At 69.0% G+C, this 16,067-nt stretch carries 15 protein-coding genes and 1 pseudogene; 12 read left to right on the top strand and 4 right to left on the bottom strand.

Going from position 1 to position 16,067, the window contains the following annotated elements; genetic code table 11:
- Nucleotides 1–161: 161 nt before the first annotated feature.
- Entirely contained in the window at nt 162–1,532 is a 1,371-nt protein-coding gene (locus OHA58_RS02915; RefSeq protein WP_405476049.1) for an APC family permease, read from the bottom strand.
- Nucleotides 1,529–2,407 (bottom strand): carbon-nitrogen hydrolase family protein, encoded by an 879-nt coding sequence (locus tag OHA58_RS02910; RefSeq protein ID WP_405476047.1) that lies wholly within the window; start codon nt 2,405–2,407, stop codon nt 1,529–1,531. Before OHA58_RS02910 ends, OHA58_RS02915 begins: the two co-directional genes overlap by 4 nt.
- A gap of 193 nt (nt 2,408–2,600) precedes the next feature.
- On the opposite strand from OHA58_RS02910, the gene OHA58_RS02905 reads away from it, so the two are divergent.
- Nucleotides 2,601–3,497 (top strand): LysR family transcriptional regulator, encoded by an 897-nt coding sequence (locus OHA58_RS02905; RefSeq protein ID WP_405476044.1) that lies wholly within the window; start codon nt 2,601–2,603, stop codon nt 3,495–3,497.
- A 208-nt stretch (nt 3,498–3,705) separates the two neighbouring features.
- Nucleotides 3,706–5,544, top strand: a complete 1,839-nt coding sequence (locus OHA58_RS02900; RefSeq protein WP_405476041.1) for a hypothetical protein — start codon at nt 3,706–3,708, stop codon at nt 5,542–5,544.
- A 97-nt stretch (nt 5,545–5,641) separates the two neighbouring features.
- Here OHA58_RS02900 and OHA58_RS02895 read toward each other — a convergent pair.
- A pseudogene (locus tag OHA58_RS02895) lies at nt 5,642–6,714 on the bottom strand (integrase core domain-containing protein).
- 39 nt (nt 6,715–6,753) lie between these two features.
- Between OHA58_RS02895 and OHA58_RS02890 the strand changes: the two are divergent.
- Nucleotides 6,754–6,906: an FCD domain-containing protein gene (locus OHA58_RS02890; RefSeq protein WP_405484724.1), complete on the top strand. Its 153-nt coding sequence runs from the start codon at nt 6,754–6,756 to the stop codon at nt 6,904–6,906.
- A 110-nt stretch (nt 6,907–7,016) separates the two neighbouring features.
- On the opposite strand, the gene OHA58_RS02885 is transcribed toward OHA58_RS02890, so the two are convergent.
- The gene (locus OHA58_RS02885; RefSeq protein WP_405476039.1) at nt 7,017–7,811 is read right to left on the bottom strand and encodes an IclR family transcriptional regulator; all 795 of its coding nucleotides are present in this window, start codon (nt 7,809–7,811) and stop codon (nt 7,017–7,019) included.
- Between the two features lie 162 nt (nt 7,812–7,973).
- Between OHA58_RS02885 and OHA58_RS02880 the strand changes: the two genes are divergently transcribed.
- The 9 genes from OHA58_RS02880 to hcaB all read left to right on the top strand — a co-directional run bounded on the left by OHA58_RS02880 (nt 7,974) and on the right by hcaB (nt 16,037).
- Nucleotides 7,974–9,209: an ABC transporter substrate-binding protein gene (locus tag OHA58_RS02880; protein ID WP_405476036.1), complete on the top strand. Its 1,236-nt coding sequence runs from the start codon at nt 7,974–7,976 to the stop codon at nt 9,207–9,209.
- Nucleotides 9,210–9,212: 3 nt separating this feature from the next.
- Complete coding sequence (locus tag OHA58_RS02875) at nt 9,213–10,091, top strand: branched-chain amino acid ABC transporter permease (protein ID WP_329568355.1); 879 nt, start codon at nt 9,213–9,215, stop codon at nt 10,089–10,091.
- Nucleotides 10,088–11,107, top strand: coding sequence for a branched-chain amino acid ABC transporter permease (locus OHA58_RS02870; protein ID WP_405476033.1), 1,020 nt, complete (start codon nt 10,088–10,090; stop codon nt 11,105–11,107). Before OHA58_RS02875 ends, OHA58_RS02870 begins: the two co-directional genes overlap by 4 nt.
- Nucleotides 11,104–11,868, top strand: coding sequence for an ABC transporter ATP-binding protein (locus OHA58_RS02865; protein ID WP_329568351.1), 765 nt, complete (start codon nt 11,104–11,106; stop codon nt 11,866–11,868). The genes OHA58_RS02870 and OHA58_RS02865 overlap by 4 nt, the downstream gene beginning before the upstream one ends.
- Nucleotides 11,868–12,647, top strand: coding sequence for an ABC transporter ATP-binding protein (locus tag OHA58_RS02860; protein WP_405484722.1), 780 nt, complete (start codon nt 11,868–11,870; stop codon nt 12,645–12,647). Before OHA58_RS02865 ends, OHA58_RS02860 begins: the two co-directional genes overlap by 1 nt.
- 216 nt (nt 12,648–12,863) lie before the next feature.
- Complete coding sequence (locus OHA58_RS02855; RefSeq protein WP_405476031.1) at nt 12,864–14,330, top strand: Rieske 2Fe-2S domain-containing protein; 1,467 nt, start codon at nt 12,864–12,866, stop codon at nt 14,328–14,330.
- A complete protein-coding gene (locus tag OHA58_RS02850) occupies nt 14,327–14,953 on the top strand; it encodes a 3-phenylpropionate/cinnamic acid dioxygenase subunit beta (RefSeq protein WP_405476028.1) in 627 nt (208 codons plus the stop codon). Before OHA58_RS02855 ends, OHA58_RS02850 begins: the two co-directional genes overlap by 4 nt.
- Complete coding sequence (locus OHA58_RS02845; protein ID WP_329568343.1) at nt 14,950–15,255, top strand: hypothetical protein; 306 nt, start codon at nt 14,950–14,952, stop codon at nt 15,253–15,255. The genes OHA58_RS02850 and OHA58_RS02845 overlap by 4 nt, the downstream gene beginning before the upstream one ends.
- Nucleotides 15,252–16,037: a 3-(cis-5,6-dihydroxycyclohexa-1,3-dien-1-yl)propanoate dehydrogenase gene (gene hcaB, locus OHA58_RS02840; protein WP_405476025.1), complete on the top strand. Its 786-nt coding sequence runs from the start codon at nt 15,252–15,254 to the stop codon at nt 16,035–16,037. The genes OHA58_RS02845 and hcaB overlap by 4 nt, the downstream gene beginning before the upstream one ends.
- Nucleotides 16,038–16,067 lie beyond the last annotated feature (30 nt).

Below are 16,067 nucleotides of genomic sequence, written 5' to 3'. Positions count from 1 at the left end.
CGCCGTGTGCGAGCTGATGGACGCGCTTCCCTTCGTCGACTTCGCCGCAGCCGGCCCTGGACGCAGGGCAAAGGGCAGCTCGGAGGGGGGTACGGCCGCGCCTCACCCGGCCGGTGACGGCGTCGCGACACCGCACGACGAGCCCGGGCGAGGGAGGGGAGCTACGCGGTGACTGGGTCCGTGGCCGCGGTGTCGTCGTCGAAGGTCATCTCCGGTGCGGGCCGGCGGAAGCCCTTGGTCAGGACGGCCAGGTAGACGACGCCGATCGCCAGCCAGACGCCGCCGATCTGGAGTGCGACGTCACCGAGCTTCGTGAGCAGGTAGAGGGAAACGCCCGCGCCGATGGCCGGCATCACCAGGTACGAGAAGAGGTGGGGGGTGCGGCCGTGTCTGCGCTCTCGGACCAGGTGGGCGATCACGCAGACGTTCACCAGGGTGAAGCCGAGGAAGGCGCCGAAGTTGATGAACGAGGTGGCTGTGGTCAGGTCGAGTTTCATGGCGATGACACCGGCGGCCGCGGTCAGCAGCAGGTTCGGCACGGGCGTGCCGGTTTTCTTCGACAGGTTGCCGAAGACGGCCTTGGGCAGTGCGCCGTCGCGTCCCATGACGTACATGAGGCGGGCGGCGGAGGCTTGCAGGGCGATACAGGAGGCGACGGATCCGGCGATGGTGACGAAGTTGATGATCTCGGCGTACGTTGTGCCGCCGACCTGGACCTTCAGGTGGTAGGCGGCCGCGTCGACGTCGGCGAACTTCGCGCCGGGGTGGACCAGTTGCATCACGAAGGACAGCACGATGAAGATCGCTCCGGCGGCGATGACGCAGCCGATGATGCCGCGGCCGATCGTCCTCGCCCCGCCCCTGGCCTCCTCGCCCAGCGTGGAGACGGCGTCGAAGCCGAGGAAGGAGTATGCGGCGATGGCGGCGGCCGCCGTGACCGCGCCGATCGACGTGCCGGAGTTCCACAGGGCGTCCGTGGCGGGGGCGGAGGAGCCGTGCTTGCCGAGGAAGACGACACACAGGGTGGCGAAGAGGACCAGCGACCCCAGAGCGATGAACATCAGGACCTTGTTGACGCGGTCCGCGAGCTTCATGCCGAAGACGTTGATGGCGGTGGTGATGCCCACCGAGACGATCAGCCAGACCCACTTGGGTATCTCAGGGAACTGGGCGTTGAAGTAGATTGCCGTGATCAGCCAGCCGACCATCGGGATGAAGAAGTAGTCGAGCAGCATCGCCCAGCCGGACAGGAAACCGATGCGGCTGTCGAGCATCTTGCGGGCGTAGGTGTAGACCGATCCCGCGCCGGGCACGGCGCGCGCCATCTTCGCGTAACTCAGCCCGGTGAGCAGCATCGCGAGGGTGGCAATGGCGAACGCGGTCGGGGCCGCGCCGCCGCTGGTGGCGGCGACCACGCCGAAGATCGTGACGACGATGCCGGGGGAGATGTAGGCCAGGCCGAACAGGACGACGGAGAGGAGGCTCAGGTCGCCCTTCAGTCTCATTGTGTTCTCTGTTGTCTCGCTGTTCATCGTGGTGGCTCCTCGGTGGTGTGGGCGGGGTTCCAGGTGGCGGGGTCGATGCGGCCCCCGTACAGCGGGAGCTCGAGGGCTGGGTCGCCGGGGCGGAACTGGTCCCAGATCCGGTTGAGACCGGCGGTGCCGTAGCGGCGGACGTTGCTGACCTCGTCGAGGTCGATCACGTCGGTGAGGGTGGAGTCGCCGGCATCGACGGTTTCGGCGCGCACCGTGCCCTGTGGATCGATGACGAGGCTGTGGCCGATCCCGGACGGGGCGGCGGAATTGACGCTGGCGACGAAGACCTGATTGGTGATGGCGTTGGCGCGGCTGAGGACGACTTCCTGCGCGCGGTCGCTCGTCGACGTGCGGACCACGTTGACGATCAACTCGGCTCCCATCCAGGCCAGATGGCGGGAGATCTCCGGGAACCAGGTGTCGTAGCAGATGGACAGGCCGATGCGGCCGACCCCGGCGAGGTCCACGACCTCGAACCGGTCGCCGGGCGTGGTCGTCTCGTACGGGCGCCACGGGAAGACCTTGCGGTACGAGGCGAGGCGCTCACCCCGTGGTGAATAGACCAGTGTCGTGTTGTGGACGCGGTCGCCGGTGCCTCGCTCGTAGACGCTGCCGGGCACCAGCCAGATACCCAGATCCCCCGCGAGCTCGGCGAAGGCCGCATCGCGTTTGCCGTCGAGCGGCTCGGCGGCCTTCTCCGGGGCGGCCGGGACGCCGGGGGCGCTCTCGCCGAGGTGCAGTTCGGGGTAGACGACGAGGGCGCCGGGTGCGCGCAGTTTCACGCGCCGCTCCACGTCGGCGGCAAAGCCTGCGAGGTCGTCTGCCGGGCGGCCGGGCGCCTGGGCGAGGATCAGGGGCAGGGGGCGGGCCATGCGGGAACACCAGCCAATCGAAGGAACTATTCGAGGAGAAGTCGACGGAGATTCGGGCGCCGATAACCAGAAATTCCGGTGGGACAAGAATGCAGCCAGTCAGCCATAGCCTCAAATACTTGAGAGGGTTGATTATCATGCCTTTGAGGCATGAAGACGTCATGCCTCCTCCGTCTCCCGAGGGGCCACCGCCATGGAAATCCGAGTGCTGCGCTACTTCCTGACCATCGTGGAGACCGGTTCCGTCACCAAGGCTGCCGAGGTGGTCCGCGTCGCCCAGCCCTCGCTGTCGCGCCAACTGCGCGGTCTGGAAGGGACCTTGGGGATGACACTCTTCGACCGCGGCGGCAAGCAGATGGTGCTGACGGCGGCCGGCCGGCGCTTCCTTCCCCTGGCCCGCGACCTGGTCGCCCGCGCGGACACCGCCGAGGCCGCAGTCGGTGCGCTGGCTGCCGGTCGTGCCATGCGGATCACCGTGGCGGCGCCGCCCACCACCATCACCGACGTGATCGCGCCGTTCCTGGCCACCTGGGGGCCGGAGGATCCGCTCGTCACCGTGCAGGCGGAGAGTCCAGCACATGCGTACCAGGCCCTTGCGAGGGGCGCCGATGTAGCCATCTCCTCGGCACCTCCGAGGCGCCGTTTCGCCGGGCTCCCGGTGGCCCGCCTGCCGCTGTGGGCCTACGTCCGTGCCGACCATGCCTGGGCGGACCGGGACCGCGTCACCATCCAGGAACTGGCCGCGGAGCCCCTCATCGTCCTCACCCCGGCGCACGGCACCCGCCGCATCCTGGACCATGCCGTGCAGGATGCGGACGCCTCGTACGACATCGTGCTCGAATGCGACACCCCGCACGTCGCACAGGCCATGGCGGCTTCGGGCCATGGTGTCGCGGTGGTCTCCGACGATCCCCGCTTCGACCTGCACCCGCTGCTGATCCTCGACAGCACGGGCGAACCGCTGCAGATCCACCTGCACGCGGCGTGGGACGCCAGCCACTATGCGCTGCACAGCATCGAGGCATTCGCGGCCGGGTTGTCCCGTTTTTGCGTCGAGCGGTACGGGCCACAAGTCGCCGACCGCCTATGAACTGCAGCGACGACTACAGACCACGGCCCTCACCACGACGCGAGGCGTGAGCGCATGCCGACCCGACGGCCGACAGGGCCAAGGAGAGCTGGAGGTATGCCTGGCAAGCAGCCTGGCCAGACCAGGCAGGCATTGGACGGTGGCCCCGGTGCGCCCCACCATGCGGCGATATCCCACATCAGCCGCCAGCCCGAGAGGACATCGGACCATGCCGAGACCGTTCCATACCCGACGGCTACGCCGTGCCGCCGCCACTGCCGCCGTGCTCGCGGGGCTGTTCGCCGTCCCGCCACCGACGATGGCGGCGCCCGCCGCAACCGCACTCGTACCGGGTGATCCGCTCACCGGAAGCGGTGCGGTGAACCGGACCGAACTCACCGCCGGCCAACTCACCGGGGGTACCGCCGAGGACACCGTGCCCGACAGGGCCTTCGCCCTGCCGGCGCAAGCAGCGCCACCCACCCACAGCTTCGAAGGCACCCTCACCCTCGACGGCCTCTCCACCGCCGGCGGATTCCGCGCACTGAAGGACCCGAACGGATACGGATACGGAGACGCAGCAGCGACCCGGCACCTGCCACCGGTCGACATCGCGCTCGTGCAGAACGGCAGCCACCTCGTCCCGGCGAAGCGCGGGTTGCAGTACACGGGGAACCAGGCGTGGAACCTGGCGGTGGAACCCGGCCGCGCGTGGAACGAGGACGGCGACGGCCAACGCACCCGCGCCTCCCTGCCGTTCGCGCTCGTCGAGCGCAACGCCAACTGCGTGCACAACGGCGCCCTGACGTTCCTCTTCGACAACACATCGATCTCCGAAGTCCGCTACCAGATCACCACGGAGACCTGCGAGTACTTCCAGTTCGACATGTGGGGCCAGGTACCGGCCGACTACCGGCCCGGCCCCGTCGACGGCGCCGAGAACCTGCGCGACGCGTACGCCTCCGAGGTCAAGGGCCGGCTCCCGACCAAGCCCCTCTCGGCTCTGGCCACCGACTACCCGGACAGTGGGGTGGACGTGACGAAGTTCGGCTCCGGCATCACGCCGTCCGCGCTGAGCACCTTCGGCTTGTACTTCGGCGGAGTCCACTACGTGGGCAACTGTCGGACCCGGCAAGGGGAGTACCCGTTCTGCGGCCAGATGCTTCTGCCTTCGTACTCGACCGCGAAGTCGGCGTTCGCGGGAACAGCCATGCTGCGTCTGGCGCAGCGCTACGGCCCGGCCGTGGACCAGGAGAAGCTCTCCGACCGAATCCCCGAGACCGCCGGCAACACTGCCTGGAGCGGCGTCACCCTCGACCGCACCCTCGACATGGCCACCGGGAACTACACCTCGCCCGGCTACGAGACCGACGAATCGGGCCGCACCATGGCGGACTTCTTCGCGGCCGAGCCCTACGCCGACAAGATGCGACTCGCCCTGTCCTTCCCGCGTAAGGCCAGCCCCGGCAGCAAGTGGGTCTACCACACCTCGGACACCTTCCTCGCCACCCGCGCGATGAACAACTACCTGCAGGACAAGGCCGGTTCGGACGCCGACATCTTCGACATGCTCCGCGACGACGTGCTCGAACCCATCGGTGTCGGGCCCGACTCCCTCGTCTCCTCCCGCACCGACAACGGCCCCGGCGGGGTGCCCTTCGGCGGCTACGGCATGTTCTGGACGCAGGATTCCGTCGCCCGGTTCGCGAAATTCCTCAACAACGACCACGGCGCCGTCAACGGCACGCAGATACTCGACCCGGCTCTGCTCGCGGCCACCATGCAACGCACGCCGCAGGACCGGGGCATGACCACCACCGGCACCAAGCCCATGAAGTACCAGAACGGCTTCTGGGGCCGCGAGTTCACCTCCGCCGACAACCCCGCCTACACCAGCCCCTTCTACGTACCATTCATGTCGGGATACGGCGGCATCACCGTCGCGATGATGCCGAACGGCGCCACCTACTACTACTTCAGCGACAACAACGAGTTCAGTTGGAACGCCGCCGTCGCCGAAGCCGACAAGCTAGCGCCCATGCCCGGCGCGGCAGTTACTGCGAGGTAGACCCCACCGAACGCACCCTTTCGGCTGGGGCGCGCTTCGCCTGACAAGACCGTTGCCGGGGTGTCCCTGCGCCTGCCGAAAATCTCGTCCGTGCTGGTCAAGCAGCATGTCGGCATTCGTGGAGGGTGCCGCCGAGTTGGTCGTGTCGGCGTATGTCGAGACGGGCGATTTTGTTGGGATCGATGATGGGTTGGGGCCCTGGGCGGAGTGGAGCTGCCTGTCTCATGGCCTTGTGGGGACGGTGGGTGTTGTGATGGGTTTCGAATTCGCGCAGGGCGTGGCGGAGGTGACCCTCGTTCCAGATGAGGGTGCGATCCAGGAGTTCGTGACGGCAGGTCTGCACCCACCGCTCCGTGATCGAGTTCATGCGCGGGGTGCGGATACCGCTGAGGACAACCTGAATGCCGGAGTCGGCGAGGATCCGGTCGAACAACGCGGGGAACTTCGCGTCGCGGTCTCGGATCAAATGCCGCGCCTGGGCGCCGACATCCTCGAGGTCCATGACCAGATTCCTCGCGGCTTGGGCGAACCAGGCCGCGTTCGGATGCACGGTGGTACCGAGGGCGCGGATGCGGCGGGTGGCGTGTTCGATGACGGCCAGGATGTAGTGGCGTTGGCCGGTCAGGGTGACACTCTCGATGAAGTCGCAGGCCAGCAGGGCGTCGGCCTGAGAGTGCAGGAACGCTGCCCAGGTGGTGCCGGTCCGGTCGGGGGCGGGGTCGATGCCTTGTTGTTTGAGGATTTCGCAGACGGTGGAGGCGGCGATCTTGATGCCGAGGGTGTCGAGTTCGCCGTGAACTCTGCGGTAGCCCAACGAAGGGTTCTCCCGGACCAGGCGCAGGATTAGCGCGCGGATCGAGTGGGCCGTGGGCGGTCGGCCCGGCCTCCTGGGCTGGCATGTGCGGGCATGGCGCCGCTTGATCAGGTCGCGGTGCCACAGTAGCCGTAACCGGCGCAGAGCTTGACGGGGGAGGGGTACCGTCAGAGCGGCGAGGAACGCACAGTCCTCTGGAGCGAACTTCACCTGGTCGGCACCGAGCTGCCGCTCAAGGAGGGCGAGTTGGTGGCGCAGGGCAAGGATCTCCACGCCCTTAGCGCGCTCGCTCATCGGTAGAGTCGCGGTGCGGCGAACATGCTGGTGACGGTCAGGCAGGCGAGGCGAAGTAACACGAGTGTTCATCCTGCCGCACCGCCGAACGAGCTCCTGATCTGCAGGGACGACATTTTCGGCAGGCGCAGGGCCGGCGCGGTACCAAGGAGCACCGCGAACTCGTGGAGGCGATCGCCGCCCGGGACGCCGAGGCCGCGAGCACGCTGATGCGCACCCACTTGGAGCGCACGGCTTCCCGGGTGAAGGACTGACCCCACCGCCGACGACCTGTCCCGAAGCGCCCCGGACCACCGCGGTCCCGGGCGCTTTCGTGTGCGCCGTCGGAAGTCCCGCACCTGGGGTGGCGGTTCGTGCCCGCCCGTCACAGGAGCGCGGCGGCTGCCTCCTCGACGGTCTGGCGCAGGACCTCGCTGATGCGGCGCTGGTCCGTACGGCTCATGCGGCTGATGGGGACGGACACGTTGATGGCCATGCGCACGGGCATCCGCTCCGCGGGAAGGGCGACCGCGACCGATCCGACGCCGTCCTCGCTCTCCTCGGAGCTCGTCGCGTATCCGAGTCGCCGTGCCCTGTCGACCGTGTCCTCCAACTCGGTACGTGTGCGGACCGAGTTGGGAGTCAGCCCCGGTAGCTCCTCCTCCGGGTAGAGCTGGCGCAGGGCGTCCACGGGGAGTTGCGCCAGCATGGCCTTGCCCGTCGAAGTGCAGTGCGCGGGTATCGACCGTCCGAGGCGGGAGGCGACGCGAACCGCTCGCGGGCTCTCGATCGCGTCGATGAACCGCACGGACGTGCCGTCCAGCATGCCCAGGTGGACGGTTTCCTTCAGCTCCGCGTTGACGTGCTCCAGGTAGGGATGCAGCGCGTCACGCACGTCGAAGCGCTGCAGGATGGCGGAGGCCACGCCGGTCAGCGCGGGGCCCGGCACGTAGGCCTTGCCCCGTTCAGCCTGCCGGATGAAGCCACGGTAGTGGAGCATCGCCAGGAGCCGGTGGGCAGTGGACGTGGCGACCCCGAGGTAATGGGCCACATCGGTGAGCCGGAGTTCAGGCTTCTCACCCAGCAGCAGCAGGACCTTGAGCGCGTTGTCCACCGACTCGATGGGGTACTGAGGCGCAGGGCCGCGGCCTAGTGACTCCACACTCTCATTTTTCTTCATAGCAGAAGAGTAGACCAAGACGTTACGTCGTGATCCATGCGGGCGAGGGCCCGGCGGCGGAGAAACTTGGGCGGGACATCGCGGCAGACCTATTGACCAGTGCCTTTCATCACTGTAGGACAGAGAGTCATTCTTCACTACAGAACATTTGGAGCTGGTTCCATGTCCTGGATGAGTCTGGAGCGGGTGCGCGAGCCCGTTTCCGCGGGGGCTCCACCCGGCGGCCGCGCCGGCGCCCTTTCCCCGAAGCTTCGCCGAGTCTCCGTCGCCGCCGTCGCGCTGGCCCTCGTCAGCGCACTCTGCTCCGGCTGCGGTGGCAGCGCTGTGGCGGTGGACGCCGATCACTACACCATCGGGCTGGTCACCAGCCAGACCGGCAATGCCAGCCAGCTGGGTGTGGGTGAACTGCACGGCGCGCAGCTGGCCGTCGATACCGTCAACAAGGCAGGCGGCATCAACGGGCACAAGGTCTCGCTGCGGGTCGCCGACGACCAGAGCAACCCCTCGCAGACCGTGCTGGCCACCCGCCGCCTGCTGCCGCAGACCGCCGCGGTGGTCGGCCCCTCGGTCGCCGGCGCCTGCAACGCGGCCGCGCCGCTGGCCACGAGCGCCGGGCGCGTCAGCTACTGCCTGTCCCCGGGCATCCGCCCACAGCGGGGCTCGACCACCTGGTCGGCCAGCGCTTCCACCGAGGACCTGGCCGAGCGGCTGGTGGAGTACTGGCACCACCGGGGCATCACCCGCATCGGGCTGCTCCACACCACCGACGCCAGCGGCATCGACGGCGGCGAGGCGCTCCGTACGGCCGTCAGGAAGACCCCCGGCATGAAGCTGACCGGAACCGGGGCCTACAGCCCCAAGGCGATCTCGGTGACCCCCCAGCTCCAGTCGGCCACCGCCGGCTCACCGCAGGCCCTGGTCGTCTGGGCGAGCGGCGCCGCCGCGGGAGTCGCGTTCAAGGGACTGAAGGACTCGGGCAACACCCTGCCGGTGGCCACCACGGACGCCAACCTCACCTTTGCCTTCATGGAGCGCATCAAGGACTACGTGCCCGACACCCTGCTCATACCCGCGACCAGGGACTTCTGGGGGCCGCACGCCGGAAGAGGGTTCGCCGACCGCGTACGCCACTACCAGGACAGCTACCGCGCCCGCTACCACGAGGCCCCCGACTTCGGGCCCGGCGTGGCCTATGACGCGGTCATGCTGGTCGCCGAGGCACTCAGGGAGGCGGACGGCGACCCGGCGAAAGCCGTGCAGGCACTCGAGCAACTGGGCCCGTACGACGGCATTCTCGGGACGTACTCCTTCGGCGCCGCCGACCACCGGGGCCTGACCGTGGACGACGTGGCGGTGGTCCGTGCGACCGGCCGCGGCTTCACCTATGTGGGGCGGTGACCCATGTCCGGCACTCTCCAGATCATCCTCTCCGGACTCATCGACGGCAGCGTGTACGCCCTCATTGCCCTCGGCATGACGCTGGTGTACTCGATCAGCAGGGTGATCAACCTGGCGCAGGGCGGATTCGTCGTCCTGGCCGCGCTGACCGCCGTCTCGCTGCAGCAGTACACGGGGCTCGCTCCGCTGGCCGTCGCGGCGATCGTGGTGGTTCTGTTCGCCGGTGTCCTCGCCGTGGTCGACCGCGTGGTCGTCATGCCCGGCTCCCGGCGCACCACGCCGGACCGGATGCTGCTGGTCACGGTCGGTCTGCTGCAGGCCATCGGCGGCCTTCTGCTCCTGGTGTGGGGCAACCTCCCCTACACCATGCGGCCGTTCCTCCCGGCCGACGCGACCGTCGTGGGCGGCGTGCGGATCAGCCCGCAGTACTACTGGATCGCCGGCGCGCTGGCGGTCTCCGTCCTCGGACTGTGGCTGCTGCTGCACCGGTCCCCGCTGGGCACGGTGATGCGCGCCACGGCGAACAACCCGACGGCGGCCGCACTGGCCGGTGTCAACACCGACGGGGTCCGGCTCATCGCGTTCAGCCTCTCCGGCGCGATGGCCGCGCTCGCCGGAACCACCGTCATCCCGGTGACGTTCCTGCAGTTCAGCACGGTGACGCCGTATGCCGTGGCCGGGTTCATCGCGGCCGTGGCCGGCGGTCTCGGCAGCAGCCTCGGCGCGGTGGTGGGCGGTTTCGTCCTCGGGCTGCTGCAGGCCGTGTTCGGCCGCTACATCAGCAGCGAGATCGCCGAGGTGGTGGCGATCGGCGCGCTGCTCCTGGTCCTGCTGTTCCGGCCGAGCGGCATGTTCGGCAAATCGAGTGAGGTGCGCCGATGAGTTCCCCCGCGGTCTCCGGACGCCCCGTATCCGCCCCGGGCCCGGACGGGCCCGCTGCCGCCGCGCAGTCCCCGTCCCTGCCCCGTCATCTGCGCACGGCCGCAGGCGCCCTGGCCGTCCTGGCCGTGCTGGTGCTGCCCTTCGCGCTCCCGGGCTTGACCGGCCTGTTCGTGGTGGTGGGCATCTTCTTCCTGGTGGTCCTCGGCCTGAACCTGCTCACCGGGCTGTCCGGGCAGATCTCCCTGGGCCAGACCCTGTTCATGGCCCTCGGCGGCTATGGCGCCGGACTGCTCACCCTGAAGCTGCACTGGCCGACCACGGTGGCCGCGGTGGCCATGGCCGTGGTCTCGGCCCTGCTCGCGGCTCTGCTGGGTGGCGCACTGCTGCGGCTGCGCGGCTACTACCTGGCACTGGCGACCCTGGGCCTCGCCGTGATCACGGAGTCCCTGGCCGCCGGGCTCCCCGAGCTCACCGGCGGGCCCTCCGGACTGGTCGCCATCCCGAGCCTCCAGCTGGGCAGTTGGACCGTCTTCTCCGACCGGGCCAACTACTACGTCCTGCTCGTCGTGTGCGCACTGGGCGCCTGGTTCGTCGCCAACATCCAGCGCAGCCAGACCGGGCGCGCCCTGAGCGCGGTCGCCGTGGACACCCCGGCGGCCGCCATGCTGGGCATCGCCACGGCCCGCTACAAGACGCAGGCCTTCGTGGCCTCCGCGGTCTTCGCCTCGGTCGCCGGCAGCCTCTACGTCTACTATCTCCGCTTCATCTCACCCGACGTGATCAGTGTGACCGTTGCCTTCAGCGTGGTCATCATGCTTGCCCTGGGAGGGGCCAGGACCCTGGTCGGGCCGCTCCTGGGCGCGCTGATCCTGCAGGGGCTGCCGCAGGCCGGACAGTCCTTCTCGCTCTGGATGCCGCTGGTCGCCGGCATCGTCCTGATCGTGGTCACGACCTACTTCCCCAAGGGGCTGTGGGGCACGGCCAAGGCACTGGTTCGCAGGAGGTACGCACGATGACGCCGTTGCTGGAAGTGGCGGGCCTCTCCCGCCGGTTCGGCGGCGTCACCGCCGTCGACCAGGTCGACTTCACCGTGGGAGAGGGCAGTGCCCGGGCCGTCATCGGCCCCAACGGGGCGGGGAAGACCACCCTGCTGGACCTGATCACCGGGTTCACCGCACCGGACGAAGGCACGGTCCTGCTCGACGGCGAGGACATCACCGGTGTGGCTCCGCACCGGCTCCCGCAACGGGGCCTGATGCGGACCTTCCAGTCGGCCCGCCTGGTCCCGCTGCTCACGGTCCGCGAGAACGTCATGCTCGGCGCCCACCGCTTCACCCGCTCCCGCTTCCTCTCCGACGGGCTGCGCCTGCCCCGCGCCCGGCGCGAGGAACGCGCGCTGAGCGCCCGCACCGCCGAACTCCTTGACTTCCTGGGGCTCACCCCGTTCGCCGACCGTCCGGCAGCCGATCTCCCGGCCGGCGCCCAGCGGCTCGTCGAGGTCGCCCGCGGGCTGTCGGGAGGCCCCCGCATCCTGCTGCTCGACGAACCGGCGGCCGGGCTCGACGACACCGAGACGGCGGAACTCGCCGACGCCCTGAGCGCCGTCCACGCCGGCGGCATCGCCCTGGTGCTCATCGAGCACAACATCGACCTCGTCATGAAGGTCAGTGACCGTGTCCTCGTCCTGGACGCCGGCCGCGTCCTGGCGGACGGCCCGCCGGAAGAGGTGCGGCGCGACCCCGCGGTCATCGAGGCATACCTGGGAGCAGCGGCATGATCATCGAAGTGGACCGGTTGGACGTGCGCTACGGCGCGACCCGCGCGCTGCGCGACGTCTCGTTCGAGCTGGCCGAGGGCGAGGTGGTGGCCCTCATCGGGGCCAACGGCGCGGGCAAGTCCAGTCTGCTGCGTGCCCTGGCCGGGCTGGAAACCCCCCGAGGCGGAACCATCCGTCTCTTCGGCCAGGACATCGGCCACGCACCGGCCCACGAGGTGGCGCGGAAGGGGCTGCGTCTGGTCGCGGAGGGCCGCCAGCTCTTCACCGATCTCACGGTCGGCGAGAACCTCTGGATGGGTGGATACGCCTCGCCGTTCGGTCGCGAGGAACAACAGGCCCAGCTGGAACGGGTCTTCGGGCTCTTTCCCATTCTGCGCGAGTTCACCGGACGGGCCGCGGGGATGCTCTCCGGGGGCCAGCAGCAGATGGTCGCCATCGGACGGGCGCTGATGGGCGGTCCACGCGTCCTGCTGCTCGACGAACCGTCCCTGGGCCTGGCGCCCAAGTACGTCGCGCAGATCCTCGAGGTGGTCGGCGAGTTGGCCGCCACCGGCATCACTGTTCTGCTGGCCGAGCAGAACGCGGCCGCCGCCCTGCGCGCGGCGGACCGCGGGATCGTGCTGTCCAACGGCACGATCACGCACACCTCTTCGGCACAGGAGCTCCTGGACGACGAGGATGTCAGTCGGCACTACCTCGGCGTCGGCACGGCCGAGGACGCCGACTCGGTAGTGGTCCCGCGGCAACTGCCGCGCGCTCTGGACGGGTTGGAGGTCTGAGCAGACCGTCCGTCGGACACGCCGCAGCCCCCGAGGATGCCTCGCCCTCGGGGGCTCTCGGCCGTGCCCGCACGGTCCCGTCCGCGGCCAAAGCCGCAATCCAGAAGAGGAGTTGACGCAGCTCAGCAAGTGTTGTTCTACTGAACAGAGGCGATATCTGCTCTAAAGAAAAATGGCGGAAGGCCTTCAAGTTCGCTTCGAGGAGGAAGGGACGCGATGACCGATCACGACGGCGTCTTCGAGGACGTGCGCAGGGGCATGATCCCCGCGCACATCTACAACGACGAGGAAATATTCGACCTCGAGAAGGAGCGGCTGTTCAGCCGCGCCTGGGTGTTCGTGGGGCACGAGTCCGAGATACCCCACCCCGGCGACTACGTCGTCCGGCGGGTACTGGAGGACTCCTTCATCCTGGCCAGGGACGAGAAGGGCGAGATTCACGCCCACTTCAACATGTGCCTGCACCGCGGTATGCAGGTCTGCAGAGCAGAGATGGGCAACGCGTCACACTTCCGCTGCCCCTACCACGGCTGGTCCTACCGCAACGACGGCCGCATCGCGGGCCTCCCCTTCCACCAGGACGCCTACGGTGGGGAGGCCGGCTTCCGGCGCAAGGGACAGCGGCTGCTGCCCGCCCCGAACCTCGACACGTACAACGGCCTGATCTTCCTGAACATGGACCCCGACGCGCCGTCGCTGCGTGAGTACCTGGGGGACTTCGCCTTCTACCTGGACTACTACACCAAGCAGAGCCCCAGCGGCATCGAGCTGCGCGGACCCCAGCGCTGGCGGGTGAAGGCCAACTGGAAGATCGGCGCCGAGAACTTCGCCGGCGACATGTACCACACCCCGCAGACCCACACCAGCGTCGTCGAGATCGGCCTGTTCCGGGAGCCGAAGGCGGAGAAGCGCAAGGACGGCTGCACTTACTGGGCGGGCAACGGCGGCGGCACCACGTACAAGCTGCCCCCCGGCACCCTGGAGGAGCGCCTGCGGTACGTCGGCTACCCCGACGAGATGATCGACCGGATGAAGAAGTCCTGGTCGGCCGAGCAGCTGAAGGTGATCGGCGACGACGGCTTCATGATCTCCGCGGCGTCCGTCTTCCCGAACCTGAGCCTCGTGCACAACTGGCCCAAGGTTGCCGACAGCGACGACGTGCTGCCGTTCACCTCCATCCGCCAGTGGCAGCCCGTCGGCAAGGACGAGACCGAGGTCCTGTCCTGGTTCGCCGTCGACGCCGAGGCCCCGGAGGAGTTCAAGGAACTCTCCTACAAGGCCTACCTGATGTGCTTCGGCTCAACGGGCATGTTCGAGCAGGACGACGTGGAGAACTGGGTCTCGCTCACCAACACCGCGGCGGGTTCCATGGCCCGGCGCCTGCTGCTCAACAGCCGCATGGGCATCCTCGCCGACGACACCGAGGTCGTCCCGGCCCTCACCCCGGAGCAGTTCGCCGGGCCCGGCACGGCCCACACCGGGTACGGCGAGTACAACCAGCGCGAACTGCTGAACCGTTGGGCCGACCACCTGTCCACCCCGGTCACCACCGCGGCGGCGATCGAGGTCGGCGGACAGGGCCCCCGGAACGAGAAGAAGACGGACGACACCTGTCAGCCGGCGAGCGAGACGGCGGCCAGGAGCACCGACGGAACGAACAACACGGTGGTGACCGGAGCATGACGACCCAGACCGGAATCTACCGGGGTGGCAGCCACTCGGCCGGCCGCACCGGCACCCACTCCGAGCAGGCCGTCCTCGGCCGCGGCGCCTCACGCGTCCAGCGCACCGGCGACACACTCGGCTTCGCCGACGAGCGGCACCTGCTGGCCCACCAGTGGCTCGTCGACGAGACGTACCTGTTCGACGCGCAGACCTACCAGAGCTGGCTCGACCTGCTCACCGACGACATCCACTATCTGATGCCCGTCCGGGTCACCACCGCGCTCGGCTCCGGCTTCGACACGGCACCCGGCATGGCGCACTTCGACGAGGACAAGTACTCGCTCTCCCGCCGGGTCGCCCGCTTCCTCACCGAGCACGCCTGGACCGAGGACCCGCCCTCCAGGATGCGCCACCACCTCACCAACGTCCGCACCTTCGCCACCGAGGACGCGGACCACCTGATCGTCGAGTCCGGAGTCCTGCTCTACCGAAGCCGGGGCGATGTCCGCGAGGCCGCCCAGATGTCCTACGGCCGCGAGGACCTGCTGCGCCGCACCGACGACGGCTGGCAGCTGGCGCGCCGGACGATCCTCGCCGACGACGCCGTCATCCGCATGCAGAACCTGGCGGTCTTTCTGTGAACCTGCAGTGGGAAGGCGAGGAGGACGATGCGAGGTCGGCGCGGCAGGCGGCCGCCGAGAAGGCCGAACTGGTCTCCCGCACGGTCGGCGAACCCATCACCCTGGGCAACGAGTTCTCGGAGATCCGGGTGAGCCGGGTGGAGACCCGCAACGGTACCCGGCTCCTGGTCGAGTCGACCCGTTCCGGCCAGTGGGTGTCCCTGTGCCCCCTGGAGCTGGAGTCACTCACCTGGCAGAACACCGCCACGTTCTCCGCGATGATCGGCAACCCGTTCGGCCCGCTGCTGCAGGAGGAGCTGTGACGGGCTGGCTGGAGGGGAAGCGGGCGCTCGTGGTGGGAGCCGGCTCGGGCATCGGCCGCGCGGTCGTCGACGCGTTCCGCGAGGAGGGCGCCCGGGTGGCGGTACTCGAGCGGGATGCGGAGAAATGCCGCGCACTGAACGAGTCGGCTCCCGACGTCCCGGTCGTCACGGGCGACGCCGCGACCCGGGCCGCCAACGAGCAGGCGGTCGCCACCGCGGTGGAGGTGTTCGGCGGCCTGGACGTCCTGGTCAACTGCGTCGGCGTGTTCGACTTCTACCAGGGACTCGCCGACCTGGACCCCGACCTCGTCGACACCGCGTTCGACGAGATGTTCGCGGTGAACGTCAAGACCCACCTGCACGCCGTGAAGGCGGCACTGCCCGAACTCCGCAGGACCAAGGGCTCGATCGTCCTCACCGAGTCGACGTCCTCCTACTACCCGGGGCGCGGCGGAGTGCTGTACGTGGCGTCGAAGTTCGCGGTGCGCGGCCTGGTCGCCACGCTCGCCCACGAACTCGCCCCCGAGGTCCGCGTCAACGGGGTTGCCCCGGGCGGCACCCTGGGCACCGACCTGCGCGGCCTCGGCAGCCTCGGGCTCGACGCACGCAGCCTGGGCGAGACCTCTGGCCGCGCGGCCGAGCTGGCGGGACGCGTACCGCTGCGGGTGGCCCTCTCCGGGGCCGACCACGCCTGGAGCTACGTGTTCCTGGCGTCCGACCGGTCCCGCGGCATCACCGGAGGCGCCGTCCATCCCGACGGCGGGATCGGCATTAAGGGCTGACCGAGAACACGGCCTGACGAGCAGCAAGGC

This window comes from Streptomyces sp. NBC_00009 (genome assembly GCF_045040855.1).
Taxonomy (GTDB): Bacteria; Actinomycetota; Actinomycetes; order Streptomycetales; family Streptomycetaceae; genus Streptomyces; species Streptomyces aureus.
This window is presented reverse-complemented; position numbering and strand designations above follow the sequence as displayed.